General features: G+C 68.0%; 16 protein-coding genes. 3 read left to right on the top strand and 13 right to left on the bottom strand.

Translation table 11 applies throughout. The features are described from left to right. Positions 1-293: 293 nt before the first annotated feature. Positions 294-1937 carry a DUF7937 domain-containing protein gene (locus ACZY1I_RS00610; protein WP_463753439.1) on the bottom strand — a complete coding sequence of 548 codons (1644 nt, stop codon included), beginning with the start codon at positions 1935-1937 and terminating at the stop codon, positions 294-296. Positions 1938-2371: 434 nt separating this feature from the next. On the opposite strand from ACZY1I_RS00610, the gene ACZY1I_RS00615 reads away from it, so the two are divergent. The 3 genes from ACZY1I_RS00615 to ACZY1I_RS00625 are packed head-to-tail and all read left to right on the top strand — an operon-like array spanning position 2372 to position 6091. Next, complete coding sequence (locus tag ACZY1I_RS00615; protein ID WP_463752364.1) at positions 2372-4741, top strand: DUF7159 family protein; 2370 nt, start codon at positions 2372-2374, stop codon at positions 4739-4741. Positions 4742-4760: 19 nt separating this feature from the next. Then, positions 4761-5417, top strand: a complete 657-nt coding sequence (locus ACZY1I_RS00620; protein WP_463752365.1) for a glycosyltransferase family 2 protein — start codon at positions 4761-4763, stop codon at positions 5415-5417. 14 nt (positions 5418-5431) lie between these two features. Then, positions 5432-6091: a TIGR04282 family arsenosugar biosynthesis glycosyltransferase gene (locus tag ACZY1I_RS00625; protein ID WP_463753440.1), complete on the top strand. Its 660-nt coding sequence runs from the start codon at positions 5432-5434 to the stop codon at positions 6089-6091. 8 nt (positions 6092-6099) lie between these two features. Here the strand turns inward: ACZY1I_RS00625 and ACZY1I_RS00630 are convergent, their stop codons facing one another. The 12 genes from ACZY1I_RS00630 to ACZY1I_RS00685 form a co-directional block, all read right to left on the bottom strand. Next, entirely contained in the window at positions 6100-7452 is a 1353-nt protein-coding gene (locus tag ACZY1I_RS00630; RefSeq protein ID WP_463752366.1) for a hypothetical protein, read from the bottom strand. A gap of 26 nt (positions 7453-7478) precedes the next feature. After that, entirely contained in the window at positions 7479-8540 is a 1062-nt protein-coding gene (menE, locus tag ACZY1I_RS00635; protein ID WP_463753441.1) for an o-succinylbenzoate--CoA ligase, read from the bottom strand. 89 nt (positions 8541-8629) lie between these two features. After that, positions 8630-8938 carry a DUF3349 domain-containing protein gene (locus ACZY1I_RS00640; RefSeq protein WP_463752367.1) on the bottom strand — a complete coding sequence of 103 codons (309 nt, stop codon included), beginning with the start codon at positions 8936-8938 and terminating at the stop codon, positions 8630-8632. A 78-nt stretch (positions 8939-9016) separates the two neighbouring features. Then, on the bottom strand, positions 9017-9307 hold the full coding sequence (locus tag ACZY1I_RS00645) for a hypothetical protein (protein ID WP_463752368.1): 291 nt from the start codon (positions 9305-9307) through the stop codon (positions 9017-9019). After that, positions 9304-10545 (bottom strand): anion permease, encoded by a 1242-nt coding sequence (locus ACZY1I_RS00650; RefSeq protein WP_463752369.1) that lies wholly within the window; start codon positions 10543-10545, stop codon positions 9304-9306. The genes ACZY1I_RS00645 and ACZY1I_RS00650 overlap by 4 nt, the downstream gene beginning before the upstream one ends. A 118-nt stretch (positions 10546-10663) precedes the next feature. Further along, complete coding sequence (locus ACZY1I_RS00655; RefSeq protein WP_463752370.1) at positions 10664-11050, bottom strand: VOC family protein; 387 nt, start codon at positions 11048-11050, stop codon at positions 10664-10666. A gap of 12 nt (positions 11051-11062) precedes the next feature. Next, positions 11063-11689 carry a maleylpyruvate isomerase family mycothiol-dependent enzyme gene (locus tag ACZY1I_RS00660; protein WP_463752371.1) on the bottom strand — a complete coding sequence of 209 codons (627 nt, stop codon included), beginning with the start codon at positions 11687-11689 and terminating at the stop codon, positions 11063-11065. A gap of 12 nt (positions 11690-11701) precedes the next feature. Then, positions 11702-12583 carry an SDR family oxidoreductase gene (locus tag ACZY1I_RS00665; RefSeq protein WP_463752372.1) on the bottom strand — a complete coding sequence of 294 codons (882 nt, stop codon included), beginning with the start codon at positions 12581-12583 and terminating at the stop codon, positions 11702-11704. Positions 12584-12617: 34 nt separating this feature from the next. Further along, a complete protein-coding gene (locus ACZY1I_RS00670; protein ID WP_463752373.1) occupies positions 12618-13520 on the bottom strand; it encodes a 1,4-dihydroxy-2-naphthoyl-CoA synthase in 903 nt (300 codons plus the stop codon). Then, a complete protein-coding gene (locus tag ACZY1I_RS00675; RefSeq protein WP_463752374.1) occupies positions 13517-13843 on the bottom strand; it encodes a hypothetical protein in 327 nt (108 codons plus the stop codon). Before ACZY1I_RS00675 ends, ACZY1I_RS00670 begins: the two co-directional genes overlap by 4 nt. After that, on the bottom strand, positions 13843-14292 hold the full coding sequence (locus tag ACZY1I_RS00680) for a nitroreductase family deazaflavin-dependent oxidoreductase (protein WP_463752375.1): 450 nt from the start codon (positions 14290-14292) through the stop codon (positions 13843-13845). Before ACZY1I_RS00680 ends, ACZY1I_RS00675 begins: the two co-directional genes overlap by 1 nt. A 34-nt stretch (positions 14293-14326) precedes the next feature. Continuing rightward, the gene (locus tag ACZY1I_RS00685) at positions 14327-15259 is read right to left on the bottom strand and encodes an aldo/keto reductase (RefSeq protein WP_463752376.1); all 933 of its coding nucleotides are present in this window, start codon (positions 15257-15259) and stop codon (positions 14327-14329) included. Positions 15260-15278: the final 19 nt, after the last annotated feature.

Here is a 15278-nt window from a genome sequence, read left to right on the forward strand (position 1 = left end):
GCAAGCGCGGTGGTACGCCGCGCGCAGCGGGTCGCGACCATTAGGTAGGAGCGATCGCAAGCGCGGTGGTACGCCGCGCGCAGCGGGTCGCGACCATTAGGTAGGAGCGATCGCAAGCGCGGTGGTACGCCGCGTGCAGCGGGTCGCGACCATTAGGTAGGAGCGATCGCAAGCGCGGTGGTACGCCGCGCGCAGCGGGTCGCGACCATTAGGTAGGAGCGATCGCAAGCGCGGTGGTACGCCGCGCGCAGCGGGTCGCGACCATTAGGTAGCAGCGCGTCGCGACCATCGGGCTACGACGGATTGTTCGGCGGGCGGAAGATTCTCGGACGAAGCGGTCCGGTGGTCTCGCCGGACCGGAAAATCCGGGGGCGCGGTCCCGGCAGCACGCTGGTCTGCGCATCGTTGCCGGTAGGCGGCAACTTGAACTGCGCCGTCCTGGCCTGCGACGGAGGCTGCGGAGCACCGGGACGAGTCGGGATCGGAACCTGCGGTCTCGGACCCGTAGGGGGGCCGGCAGGGTGCCCGGCGCCTGGTGCGGCACCCGGTCCGGTACCGGGCGCCGCGTTCGGACCCTGTGCCGGCCGTCCCTGCACCGGCCGCTGCGCCGCTGGCCGCCTTCTTGGTCCAGGTCGTCGCGGTTTGCGGATGCGCGCCGCGATGATCACCGCGGCGAAGGTGAACAGCGCAAGCCCGCACAACGTCACGTCGAACGTGCTGGTGATCTGTTGGGCGAGGTTGTTCCCATACACCGGGTTGACCGGAGCGCCCGGCGTCGTCTGGAAACGGGGGGCCAGCACGACGCCCAGGATGACCCGGGAAACCGTCAGGGTGACCAGGAACCCGCTGAGCCCGAGGACCGCCCGCGAGCGCAAGCTGTGGACCAACTTATGGCGTAGCCACCACGCCAGTGCCGCCGTCGTCGCGTCGAAGGCCGCCAGGGTCATGGTGTCGTAACGCGAGTACGGGTAGTTCAACATCACCGCGACGACAAGGTCGGTGATCCGCATCAGTACCGAGCCGGCGGACCAGACGGTGATCAGCGTCAACGCTTTGCGGATCGCCTCCCGCCAGACCTCCCGATCGGCGCGGGTCTCCGGGGAGCTGAACAGGGTCAGCGGTGCGAACAACGCTGCGGCCGCTGCCCAGGCCACATAGCCCTCGTACCCGACTCCCGCCGTCGACGTGTTCTGCGCGATGCCGTGGAAGGCGTCGATTTCACGGCCGACGGGGAGAACCCACACCAGGATTCCGGCGAGCATCGACGAAGCGCCCAGGGCCAGCGTCAGAAACCGGGAAGCGCTGTTGTTGCGCAATATCCATCGCGACGCGACCACAACGGCGGTCAGCGCCACCACGCCGTACACCACCGCCGTCAGAATGACCGCGATGTTGCGGGTGCCGAATGCCTCCGTGCCACCAGGGCCCTGCAGTGCGTAGCGAACCCGCCAGCACAGGTTGAAACCGGCGGTGAGCGATGCTCCGAACATCGAGGCGTAGCCGATGATCCGGGCGCCCCGGACCCACCGGTGATGGCCCTCTTCGTCGGTGGTGGGACTGGTCAGCAACGGTTGCGCGCTCAGCAGCGAACCGGCGATTCCCAGCCAGGCTCCCGGGCCGACACCACCGGGAATGTGGACGGTGCCACCCGAGCGGATCGACTGGATGATGTCGTAGCCGACGAAGCCCGCCACCAGCAGCAGATAGGGAACGTTGAGACCCAGTCGGACCCGACCTGCCGTCGCGGGGTCGAGTTTTGCCCGCGACACCGCCAGCGAGGCCAGCGACAGCAGCGTCACCACCAGCAGTGCCCCCCACAGCAGCGCACTGCTGTCCGGGATCAGCAAACCGAAGTACAGATTCCACGGGAGCAGCGGCGCAAGGATCAGCAGTACCGCGGCGGTCAGGTCGCGAATATTGTTCCGGCGCCGGGTCAGATGTCCGGGCGTCTGCGGGCCGGGGAACGAGTGCGGCCCAGGCTTCCCGCCGCCGCTCGCCGGTTCTCCTCGCGCGCCCACGATGGGGCCGGTCGGCGTGTCGTCGCTGCTCAGGCTCACGATGCCCCCCAGGGATCGAGGTCGGGTGCTGCAGGCGCAGCTTCAGTTTTCATGGCGAGGGAACCCCCTGCTGGAGCAGCTGCGTTGTTCGGTTGCGAACATATTCTCCATTCGAATGACGCGGCGTGGCTGTGAGCAGGTTATGAAGGTGGACGGGATCCGCTTTGACCGTCCCCGCTTGTTGGGAATCCGGTTACGCTGCGCTCATAGGGGAAACCTTGTGGCCCGATAGACGAATATGGTCGACGGTACTGAATTGTAGTGATCCCGGGACATTGCTGGTTGTGGGGTAGCCGGCCGAAGGAGAGCGGTAGATGGACGTCGTATTGGGGGTGGCGGTCACCGGCCGGGTCGCGCGCCTGGCCCTAGTCGAGGCAGCCGCCCGCGGTGACTCGGTGATCGACCAATCTTCGGTCGACCTGGCGGGTGAACCGGTGGGTGAGTTGGCCGAGACGGTCGTCGGCACCTATCGGTTGTTGGCCGAAGAAGGCCACCGTCTGGTTGCCACCCGACTGGTTTGGTCGGACCGGTACCGAGCCGATCAGCTGCGCCAAGCGTTGGAATACGCGGGCATACCGAACGTCCAGGTCATCTCGGATTCGCAGGCGGCCAGAGGGCTGCTGGTGCCGGGACGCGGTGCCGCAGCGGTGCTGCTGGTCGGCAACGAGACGGCGAGCTTCGCGGTATCGGGTGACCCGGACGCGCCGCCGACGATCATGGCGTCCGCGCCATTAGAAGGCGATCCGAACGCAACCTTCGACACCTTGATGTCCCAGATTCCAGGTCAAGCCCGCACTTCCGACGACGTGCTGGTGGTGGGCACCTCCGCGGAGCAGACCGCGACGTACGCCGACCATCTGCAGTCCGCCTCGACGATGTCTGTGCAGATACCTCCGGACTCCGACTTCGCGTTGGCGCGTGGCGCGGCGGCGGACGCGACCACGGCAGCTCCGGCTATTCCACCTGATGCGGCGTCTCCTTTTGCGGTTCCCGGCGCCCCGGTGGGTAGTGGGTTTCCCTCGGCATCGCCGGGCGGGCCGGGCGGTGGTGGGTTCCCGACGTCCTCGCCTGACGCGACGATGGCAGGTGGATTCCCTTCGTCCTCGCCAGACGGGCCAGGCGGGCCCGCGACGATGGCAGCTGGGTTCCCGGCGTCCTCGCCGGGCGTGCCGGGCGGTGGTGGGTTCCCGACGTCTTCTCCGGACGCGACGATGGCAGCTGGGTTCCCGGCGTCCTCGCCGGGAGGGCCGGGCGGTGGTGGGTTCCCGACGTCTTCTCCGGACGCGACGATGGCAGCGCCCGCCGCGTCACCCGACGGGTCGCCCTTCGCGTCGTCTCCGGACGCGACGATGGCGTCGCCGACCTCTTCCCCAGACGCGACGATGGCGGCGAACTACACGTCGTCGCCCGACGCGCCCGGTGGCGCGAACTACCACTCCTTGCACCACCACTCTTCGCCAGACGCGGGCGACCCGGGCACCGGGGAGGACCAGCTCGCATACTCGCAGGCCAGCGAATATGACATCCTGCCGGTCGACACCGACGGCCTCGGCGAATATGACTCGCACAGCGACGAGTTCGAGGAATTCGACGAGGACGACCCCGAAGCGGACGATGAGCAGCCGCACAATCTCAAGCGGCTGCTGATCAGCAACGCGGTGATGGCGTTCGCTGTCCTCGGATTCGCGTCGCTGGCTGTCGCGGTCGCGGTCACCGTCCGGCCGACCGCGTCCCAGGCGCCGGTCGAAGGACATCAGAACGCTCAGCCGGGCAAGTTCATGCCGCTGTTGCCGACCGAACAGCAGGCGCCGGTGCCGGCGCCGCCCGCAGACCTGCCCTCCGCCGGGTTCCAGGGCGGCAGTATTCCCATCGTTCAGAACATCCCGCAGCAGTTGCCGGTGAACCCGGCGCCGGTGCCGGCAGCCCCCGTACCTGTGCCGGAAGCTCCGGTGCCCGTACCCGCCGCCCCGGTACCGGCTATCGTTCCGCCGTATCCGGGCTGGCGGCCGGGTCTGCCGTATCCGCCGTGGTACACGCCGCCCTACTACCCGAACTACCCGTACTACCCGAACTACCCGACGCCGACGACGACGTACACGCCGCCGTCGGTCACGACCACTCCGCCGTCGGTCACGACCACGCCGCCGTCGCCGCCGGTCACGACCACGCCGCCGTCGCCGCCGGTCACGACCACGCCGCCGTCGGTCACCACGACGTCGCCGCCCCCGCAGCCGACGACGACGGTCCCGAAGGTCACCACGACGGTTCCGGTTCCGACGACGACGGCGGCGCCGGTACCGACCACTGCCGCTCCGGTCCCGACGACCGTGGCCCCGAAGCCGACGACGGTGGCTCCGGTGCCGACGCAGGCTCCGGTCCCGACGCAGGCTCCGGTCCCGACCCAAGCGCCGGTGCCCACCCAGGCTCCTGCGCCGGTGCCGACCCAGGCCCCAGCGCCGGTGCCCACGCAGGCTCCGGCCCCGAAGCCGGCTCCGGTCCCCACGTACGCCCCTGCTCCGGCTCCGGCGCCGGTGCCTGCCCCGGCGCCTGCCCCGGCACCAGCGCCGGTCCCGAAGCCAGCTCCGGCTCCGGCCCCCGCCCCAGCGCCCGTTCCGAAACCCGCTCCAGCGCCGGCACCGGCGCCGGTCCCGAAGGCGCCGCGATCCGGCGGCGGGGTCAACTGATAACCCGTTAGGGTCGGGCATGCCCGGAGATGCGGTAACGGTGGTTCTGCCCTGCCTCAACGAGGAAGAGTCACTACCGGCGGTGCTGGCCGCCATTCCAGACGGCTATCTGGCGTTGGTGGTGGACAACGACAGCACCGACGACACCGCCGCAGTGGCCGTCCGGCACGGCGCCCGGGTGGTGGCCGAAAAGCGGCCCGGGTACGGCGCTGCGGTGCACGCGGGAGTGGTCGCCGCGACGACTCCTATCGTGGCGGTCATCGACGCTGACGGCTCGATGGATGCCGCGGACCTGCCCAGGCTCGTTGCCGAACTCGACCGGGGTGCCGACATGGTGACCGGCCGACGGCGTCCGGTGCCCGGATTGCACTGGCCGTGGGTAGCCCGGGTGGGCACGGTGGTGATGAGTTGGCGGTTGCGTACCCGCCACGCGCTACCGGTACATGACATCGCCCCGATGCGGGTGGCCCGGCGCGAGGCGCTGCTGAATCTGGGTGTCGCTGACCGCCGGTCGGGATATCCGCTGGAGCTGCTGGTCCGCGCCGCCGCTGCGGGCTGGCGAGTGGTCGAACTCGACATCAGTTACGGTCCGCGGACGGGTGGCAAATCAAAGGTGAGCGGGTCGCTGCGGGGCAGTGTCACTGCGATCGTGGACTTCTGGAAAGTGATTTCGTGAGCCTGCCGGCGACCCTGCCGGTGACCCTGCTGGTGGTCGCCAAGGCACCGGAACCCGGGCGTGCCAAGACCCGGTTGGCGGCGACGGTCGGCGATCAACTCGCCGCCGACATCGCCGCAGCAGCGCTGATCGACACCCTGGACGCGGTTGCCGCCGCTCCCGTCGCGGCGCGCGCGGTGGCGCTCACCGGCGATTTGAACGCCGCAGCCCGTGCCGACGAGATCAGGCGACGACTCGGGTCCTTCACGGTCATCGAGCAGCGCGGCGACGACTTCGCCGACAGACTCGCCAACGCGCACGCTGACGCGGGCGTGCAAGGCGGTCATCCGGTGCTGCAGATCGGCATGGACACCCCGCAGGTCACACCCGAACTACTGGCCGAAACAGCGCGGCGATTGCTGGAGACGACCGCCGTGCTCGGCATGGCGCTGGACGGCGGTTGGTGGGTGCTCGGTGTGCAGGACCCGACCGCGGCTCAGTGCCTGAGGGGCGTGCCGATGTCACACCCCGACACCGGCGAGTTAACGCTCAAAGCGCTGCAGGGAGAGGGCATTGACGTGGCTCTGGTGGCGCCGCTGGCCGACTTCGACACCGTTGATGACGTTGCTGAGGTGCGGTCGGCGTGCGGCCCGCAAAGCCGCTTCGCCCGGGCCACCGAGGCGGCCGGACTCTGAGCGGCGCCCTACCAGTTCGTGAAGATGAAGCTGTTCACCAGCAGCGCTCCGGCGGCATTGATCGCCAACCACGCCCGGTGTGACCGGACCGGGAGCAGCGCGGGGGCCCCGGTCAGCCAGATGGTGAACGGTAGCCAGATACGCTCGGTCTCGGCTTTGCTCAGCATGCTCAGGTCGGCGCAGGCGATCGCGGCCATGGCGGCCAGCAACAACAGGTAGAACCCGGCGCGGCGGCGCAGCGCTGCCCGGTCGAAAACTTGGCTGAGTCCTGCGACGCCGCCCAACCCGACAGCGCACACCACGCACGCCAGATTGGCCCAGCTCCAGTACTGAAACGGGCGGTCCTTCGCGATGCCCTGCCAATAGCGTTGCTGAACCAGGTCGTACCCCTCGAACCAATAGAACCCCGACACCGCGAACGTCACCGCCACAGCGAATGCGGCCAGGACTGCCGGTCCCAAGACTCGCAGCGCCGCGCGCCAGCTCGGCGCCGAGAGCAGCACCGCCAACGCCGGTAAGCCCATCAGGACCAGGCCGTAGCTGAGAAAGATCACCCAGCCGAGCAACAGCCCCGCGCCCACGGACCACAGCGTGGGGAACCGGGTGGTCCCGTGCACCGCCACCGCCAGCAAGGCGATTCCCCACGCCGCGGTCCCGGCGAAGTACCCGTCGGCCGACACCGCGACCCAGATCGCCGTGGGCGCCACGGCGACGAAGGGCGCGGCCCGCCGGGCGGTCTGCTCGTCAGCCAGCGCGCGGACGGCAACCAGCACGGCAGCGGTCGCGCTGGAACCCACCAGCAGGCACAGCAATCCGGCCCAGGCGCCACCGTGCAGACCGATCCGATCCAGCCAAACGAATGTCAGCAGCGCCCCCGGCGGGTGGCCGGAGACGTGGGTGGTCCAGGAGTGCGGCTGGAAATCGACGATCCGGCTGGCGAAGGTCCGCAGCGTCGCCGGGATGTCGGCGATGCCAGGCACTTCCCGCAGGTACTCGTCCCTGGTGGTGAGCCGGCCCGCGAACCCGCGTTGCCAGCCGTCGATCATCGCCAGTGAAAACGCCCACGCGCACGAGGTGGCCCAGCTGACCACGGCCAACAGCCGCCAGGGAAGCCGTCGCGCCAGTACCGTGCCCCACAGCACGGCGCCGACGGCGATCACGATCGCCGCCACCGTGCCCCAGCTGACGTGTGCGTCCCAGTAGCCGAAGATCGGTGCCGCTCCGGCATGCCGCGCGAACTGCTCCTGGCCGGTATCGCTGCGCGGGTTGATCCCCAAGTGCAGCCGCGGCAGCACAAACGCGGCCGCTAACAGGGCTGCCGCTGCCGCGACGGCGAAGGATTCCCGGCGCACGATCCTCATGAAGCCCAGCCTATTGATCCGCCTCGCTATTGATCCGTGTTGGTGAACCTGCGCACCAAGGCCGCGCGGTCGAGCTTGCCGATGCCGCGCCGTGGCAGCTCCTCGACGACGTGCAGTTCCCGGGGCGCGGCGGTGACGTCCAAGGTGCGTGCGACGTGCGCCCGCAGCACGTCCAGCACCGGTGCCGCGGATCCGGGGCCGACCACTACCGCGGCAACCACTCGCTGACCGAGCCGGGCATCGGCGACGCCGAACACTGCGCACTCGCTCACCGCTGGATGCGTGCACAGGGCGGCCTCGACCGGCCCCGGCATGATGGTCAGCCCACCGGTGCTGATGGCGTCGTCCACGCGGCCCAGCACCGTCAGCTCGCCGGAGTCAGCTATGGCGCCGAGGTCGTCGGTGACGAACCAGCCCGGCTCGGAGAAGGGGTCCGGATCGACGGGATTGCGGTAGCCCTTGGCCAGCGTCGCGCCGCCCAGTGCGATGCGGCCGTCATCGCCGATGCGCAGCCGCACCCCCTCGAGGGGGACACCGTCGTAGACACAGCCGCCCGCAGTCTCGCTCATCCCGTAGGTCCGGACCACGCGTAGCCCGGCCGCGGCGGCGGCGTCGAGCACCGGTCGCGGGGCCGGCCCACCGCCGAGCAGGATGGCATCGAGTTCGGCGAGCGCTGCCGTCGCCGCAGGGTCGGCCAACGCCTTGGCCAGCTGCGCGGCAACCAGCGACGTGTATCGCCGTCCCGAACCCAATTTGCTTACCGCACCAGGTAATTCGCTGATGTCGAATCCGCCCGACACATCCAGTTCGACCGGCGCCGTCCCGGCGATCACGCTGCGAACCAACACTTGCAGCCCGGCGATGTGATAGGCCGGTACGGCCAGGAGCCAGCGTCCCGGTCCGCCGAGTCGCCGGTAGGTGGCCGACGCGCTCGCGGTCAGCGCCGCGGCGGTCAACATTGCGCCTTTGGGCGCTCCGGTGGTTCCCGACGTCGTCGCCACCAGGGCCACGTCGTCGTCGATCTCCGCTCCGACTCGCAGCGCGCGCAGTGTGGCTTCGGAATCGTGTTGCGCGGGTACGGCAACCATCGCGGAAGCGCGTCCGTCGAGCAAGGTTTGCAGCGTAGGCAGCAGGCTGGTTGCCGCACCCGGGGAAACGCGCAGCGCCCGGAGCACAGCTATGGGCGGTCTCCGTTGTCACGCGCGTCATCGAGCGGCCACCCCTGGGCGGCGAGACGACTTCGGACGCGCTCGACGTCGGCTGGAGTCGGCAGTTCGTCGGTCAGTTGCGTGATTGCGACACCGATGTCGATGTTGTCGATGTTCAATTCACCGCGCCGCCGCAACTCGTTGGCGATGGCCATGATCTCGTCGTTGGTCAGGCGCCGCGCTAGCAGCGCCAGCACGGCGAAGGAGTCCGTCGGCGGAATGCCGTCGGGGTACCCGGCGCGCAGCCACGTGACGATGGAACTCAGAAATCGGTTCATTGTGCGATCAACTTACCCGCCCAAACAGCGACAAAACCCAACAAAACCCAACGTTAACGCCAGCAGGGCGGGGCGTCATTACCCCAGCTTCGCGCCGAGGAACGGATAGTGGGTGTGTGCTGCGATGAAGTCCCGGGCGATATAGAGGACGCCGAAGACGACGACCACGAAGACCAGCGCGAAGATTGCCCACGCGATGGTCACCAACAGCGGGTTCTGCTTACCCGCACCGTCCGCACGGCTGATGTTTCCGGTGCCGACGGCTTGCAGCCGTATCCCCACTGCGAACAGTCCCGGCAGCGCCGCGCCCGCGAGCAGGCTGAACAGCAGGATCTTCAGGGTGGCTTCGTAGTTGAACCAGCCGCTCATGAGAGGTTCCTTGCCGGGATCTGGCCGTCGGTACCGGATTTCGGTGCCTGGGTACCCGACCCAGGGTCCGAACCGTCAGGCGGCGGTTGTTGGTTCGTATCGTCGAGGCCGGCAGTGACACTGCCTTCCCATTCGTCGTTGACGTTGCTGTGGTCGACCTTCACCTTGCGCGACTGGCGGTAAATGGCACCGGAGACCGCGACCAGCAGGCTGAAGCCGACGATGGCGCCGGGGTAGCCGCCGATCAGGTGCACGATCCAGTAGGTCACCGCCCCGACAAACCCGGCCAGCGGAAGCGTGACCAACCACGCGGTCGCCATCCGGCCCGCCACGCCCCAGCGCACCTCGCCACCCGGCTTGCCCAACCCGCTGCCCATCACCGAACCGGTGCAGACCTGCGTGGTGGACAGTGCGTAGCCGAAGTGTGCGGACAGCAGAATCACCGCAGCCGAGGACGACTCCGCGGCCATGCCCTGTGGCGACTTGATCTCGACCAGACCCTTGCCGAGGGTGCGGATGATCCGCCAGCCGCCCAGGTAGGTCCCGGTGGCCATCGCGATGGCGCAGGCGATGATGACCCACAGCGGCGGCACCGAAGCGGTCTTCGGGATGGCGCCGTAGGACATCAGTGCCAGGAAGATGATGCCCATGGTCTTCTGCGCATCGTTGGTGCCGTGTGCCAGTGAGACCAACGACGCCGATCCGATCTGACCGCGCCGGAACCCGGCCTCGGTGCGTTCGGTCGGCACGCCGCGGGTGATGCGGTAGACCAGCCAGGTCGCCAGAGCGCCGACCGCGATCGCCAGTACGGCCGAGACCACTGCCGGGATGATCGCCTTGGACATGACCCCCTTCCAGATCACCCCGTGACCGCCGACGGCGGCGATCGTCGCGCCGACGATGCCGCCGATCAGCGCGTGCGAGGAGCTGGAAGGGATGCCCAGTAGCCAGGTCAGCAGATTCCAGACGACACCGCCGACGAGACCCGCGAATACCAGTTCCAGGGTCACGACGTGCGAGTCGATCAGACCCTTGGCGATCGTTGCGGCCACTGCGGTGGACAGGAACGCACCAACCAGGTTCAGCACCGCCGAAAGCGCTACCGCGACTTTCGGCTTTAGGGCGCCGCTGGCGATGGATGTCGCCATGGCATTGCCGGTGTCGTGAAACCCGTTGGTGAAGTCGAATGCCAGCGCCGTAATCACGACGATGATCAGAAGGAACAGCTCGATGTTCACAGGCCCGATTCTTGTGGTCGGAGTGATGGCTTGTCGAACGAATGATTAGGGGAAATGCAGGAATATCGCGACTCGTCGCCAGATGTTACCTATGAGTTCACCTTCGGTTCGTACGTCTTCATTGACGGGTGTCTGTCCGCAGCGGATGCCCCTTCGGCACCTCGATAAAGATGAGGCTGACACCGTCCGGGTCGGTCACGTGCATCTCGTGCAAGCCCCACGATTCGCGGCGTGCTTCACGGGTGATTTGCACTCCTCGACTCCGGAGTTCGGCCTGGGTCGCCTCGAGATCGCGCACCTGCAGCCAGAGGGCACCGGGGAAGGGGCCTCGGGAGTGGTCAGGTTCGCCGTAGCCGGCCAGTTCAAGAAGCGACTGACCAGCGAAAAAGACTGTTCCTGCGCCATAGTCACGGGCGATCGCGAGCCCGATCTCGTCACGGTAAAAGCTCAGTGAGCGTTGATAATCCGCCGGCCGCAGGAGCATCCTGCTCGCCAGAATCTCCATGTGTCGTGTCTATCACGTTGTGCATCGGCCCCGCAGGGTCGATGCGCCCGGGCCGGCCAGATCGCCGCAAGCCTCGGCCCGCCCGGTCATGGCCAGCAGCAACGAAAGCAGCGGGCCTTCGACCGGCTCGCCTTGTCCGTGTTGCCAGTCCTCGTCGGACGCCTGCAGCGCCAGGCCGGAAATGCGCTTCTTGGCGCCGATGAGCAGATTGGACCCCTTGTAGAAGTCGGTGACCTGACGAACGGTGCCCGGGGCGTAGGAGTGCGGAATGCCCAATTGGCGGCGTACGTCCGCGCCGTGGATGACGATCTCGCCGAGCCAGGAGACTTTGGGTCCCGGTGGCGCCGAGGTTGAGTCCTGCACGCTGCGAAAGTCGGCCAGGGTGGCGGCCGGGTCGGGTCCGCGATGCTCGGCGATCTGGCCGTCGGCGAACTTGTTGAAGTTGAATCCGGCCTTGGCCATATTGAGGAAGAACCGCGGCGGCGTCAGCGATGCGGTGGCCGATAGGTGGGCGACCACATCGCGGACCGTCCAGGCGGAGCACAGTGACCGGGTGTCCCACTGCGAGGGTGTCAGTCCGGAGAGGTCGTCGGCGAGGGCGCCGCGTTCCTCGGCGATGGTGGCCCAGATGTCCGACACGGCAATCTCCTATTAGTTGTGCTGGTCGCTACGTCGCTGCATCAGGCTGTTGACCCAGCGGGGGCCGACGGTGTTCAGCGCTTTGGCGGCGATCGCCATCCGGGGCGCGATCTGCACCGGCCTGGTGCGGGCGGCGGTGACCATCCATTCGGCGGCCTCGGCCGACGTCAGCGCGGGCAGCCCCTCGTAAGCCTTGGTCGGCGCGATCATCGGGGTGGCCACCAGCGGGTAGTACAGGGCCGTCGAATGCACGCCTTTGGGGCCCCACTCGGTCTCGGCGATCCGGGTAACCGCGGTCAACGCCGCTTTGGAAGCGTTGTAGACCGAGAACAGTGGTGACGCCTCGTTGAACACACCCCAGGTGGAGACGTTGATGATGTGGCCGTCGGCGCGCTCGATCATTCCGGGTGCCAGCCCGCGCATCAGCCGTAGCGGTGCGTAGTAGTTGAGCACCATGGTTCGCTCGACGTCGTGCCAGCGTTCCAGCGATTCGGCCAGCGGGCGGCGGATGGACCTGCCTGCGTTGTTGATCAGGATGTCGACCCCGCCGATGCGCTTCTCGACATCGGCGACCAGTTGGTCGACCGCGTCCAGGTCCGAGATGTCGCAGGGGACCGACATCACCGTCCCGCCCGAGGTGGTGAGCTGGTCTGCCAGCGCGTCCAGCAGATCTTCGCGGCGGGCGACGACGACGACCGTAGCGCCGCGCTCGGCGAATTGTTCGGCCGCCGCCGCTCCGATGCCCGACGAAGCGCCGGTGAGCAGGACCCGCTTGCCGGCGAGTTCGATGGGCTTGATGTTTGGTCGGTTGAGCAGCACCTGAGGCGAGACGGGCGGGCGCATGCTGGCCAGCACCACCTGGTCGGCCAACCGGCGCAGCGGACTCTTACTCACTCGGCGAGTCTAAGTGCGCAGCTTGACCGGGTGGCTAGTAGTACCTGGGGTACGGGCTCCAGTCCGGCGGTCGCTTCTCCAGGAACGCATCGCGGCCCTCGACGGCCTCGTCGGTCATGTAGGCCAGCCGGGTGGCTTCCCCGGCGAACAGCTGCTGACCCACCAGGCCGTCGTCGAGCAGGTTGAATGCGAACTTCAGCATGCGTTGCGCCTGAGGCGATTTGGCGTTGATCTCCGCCGCCCACTGCACCCCGGTCGCCTCGAGTTCGGCGTGGTTGACGACCTCGTTGACCGCTCCCATGTGGTGCATCTGTTCAGCGGTGTACGGCCGGCCGAGGAAGAAGACCTCGCGGGCGAACTTCTGGCCGACCTGACGGGCCAGATACGCGCTGCCGTAGCCGCCGTCGAAGCTGCCTACGTCGGCGTCGGTCTGTTTGAACCGGGCGTGCTCCCGGCTGGCCAGGGTGAGGTCGCAGACCACGTGCAGGCTGTGGCCGCCGCCGGCCGCCCAGCCGTTGACCAGGCAGATGACCACCTTGGGCATGAAACGGATCAACCGCTGCACCTCGAGGATGTGCAACCGCCCGGCGCGTGCGGCGTCGACCGTGTCCGCGGTGTCACCGCTGGCGTACTGATAGCCCGAGCGCCCGCGGATGCGCTGATCGCCGCCCGAGCAGAACGCCCAGCCGCCATCCTTCGGCGACGGTCCGTTTCCGGTCAACAGCACCACGCCCACGTCGGGCGACATCCGCGCGTGGTCGAGTACCCGGTACAACTCGTCGACGGTGTGTGGCCGGAACGCGTTGCGCACCTCGGGACGGTCGAACGCCACCCGTACCGTCGCGTCCTCGACATGGCGGTGATAGGTGATGTCGGTCAGGTCGTCGAAACCGTCGACAACTCTCCAGATCGCTGCGTCAAATGGGTTGTCACTCAAAGCTGTTGAACTCCATCCTGGTTGATGGTGAAGTCGCCGCAGCTGATCGTTTCTGCGGTTGTCACCACGGGATCCTGCGCGGATGTGGCCGTCAGGGTATCGGACGACCCGGTGGTGGCCAGCGTGCCGTCGAGGTCGATCTCGGTGCGGCGCACGATCGATTGGTTGCCCTGTTGCAGCGCCTGCAATCCCACCAGGTGGCGTCCGTCGCCGAGGTCGCTGCAGCCGACTCCTGTAGCGGCGACCGATTGTGGTGCCAAGAGCGTGGCAGTGGCCGCCACCAACGGCACCGCCGGGGCCAGGCCCCGAATTGGGCGCAGCATCAGATCGGATCGAACCGAAAGACCGCGCAGCGTCCGGCCAGCGCTTCGAATTCGTCGGGGGTTCCCTCGGTGACCAGTCCGGAGCGCTTCATGAAGCCGACGCCGGTCGGGACCAGGGTGGGGAAGGCCCGCAGCAGCGGCCTGGCCTCCTCGGCGGGCAGTTCGACGAAGCGGACGCGCTCGGTGGCCCGTCCGCGCTGCAGCGTGACTTCGCTTGCGGCACGGGCGTTTTGCACCCAGTCGGCACCCGGGAAGCCGCCGACCACGTAGCGTTTGCCGTCCACTGTCATCGGGGTGATCGGCGTCGACCGCGGCACTCCGGACTTGCGCCCCGGCACGGTCAGCACCACCGGACTTTCGCCGCCGAAGTTCAGCCCGAGCTTCGACATCTGGATGAAGACCTTGTTCGCCGGCTTGAGCCACCACGGCGGCTTGATCCGTTCGCTCATGGCAGCGACGGTACCCGCCGGCTGTTGCGGGGGATCAGTTCCTTGCGTGCTGGAAAGGCCCGGCACCGTGCTGGTGGCGTGAGCTGTGTTCGGGCGGGCTGACGGCGTCGAGTCGCGCGAGCACATCGGCATCCAGGTTGATGTCCGCCAACGCGAGGTTCTCTTCGAGGTGGGCGATTGACCGGGTGCCGGGAATCAGCAACGTATTTGGTGCATGCGCCAACAGCCAGGCCAGCCCGACTTGTGCGGCTGTCGCACCGAGTTGTGTAGCGACCTCGGCCACCACCGCGTTGTCGGCAACGCTGGGGAATCCGGCGAATGCCGACCCGAGGGGAAAGAACGGTACCCAGGCGATGCCCTCGGTCACGGAGACCTCGAGCATGTCTTCGTGCGAACGGTCCAGCACGCTGTAGGCGTTCTGCACGCAGACGATGCCGGCCGGTAGTGCTCGTTGCAGGATTTCCATCGGCACGCTGCTGATGCCGATCGCGCCGATCTTGCCTTCGTCGCGCAGCGCGATCATCTCGGCCAGTTGGTCATCCAGATCGACCGCTTGATCGCCCTCGGCGGCCAGGCCGGGTCCGAGGTCGAGGCGGCGCAGGTTCACCACCGGAACGCGGTCGATACCCAGCTGACGCAGGTCCTCCTCCACTGCGGCGCGCAACTCGGCCGGCTTTTGCGCCGCGACCAGGCCGACCGGCCCGCCGACGGCGTGCGCGGCACCGACCTTGCTGACGAGGACGAGGTCGTCACGGTAGGGCGACAGGGCGGTGCGGATCAGGCGGTTGACCTCGCCGCCGGCGTAAAAGGACGCGGTGTCGATGTGGTTGACGCCGAGTTCGACGGCGCGACGCAGCACTGCGACGGCATCCTGCGGCGACGATGCGTCGCCCAGTTGCATGGCCCCGTAGCCGATGCGGGCGACCTTCGTCGTGCCGATGTTGCCGGGGTGGGTCTGGTCAGTCATGGTGCCCCCTGAAACTGCG

The sequence above is a fragment of the Mycobacterium sp. IDUB_37 genome, from assembly GCF_055419245.1.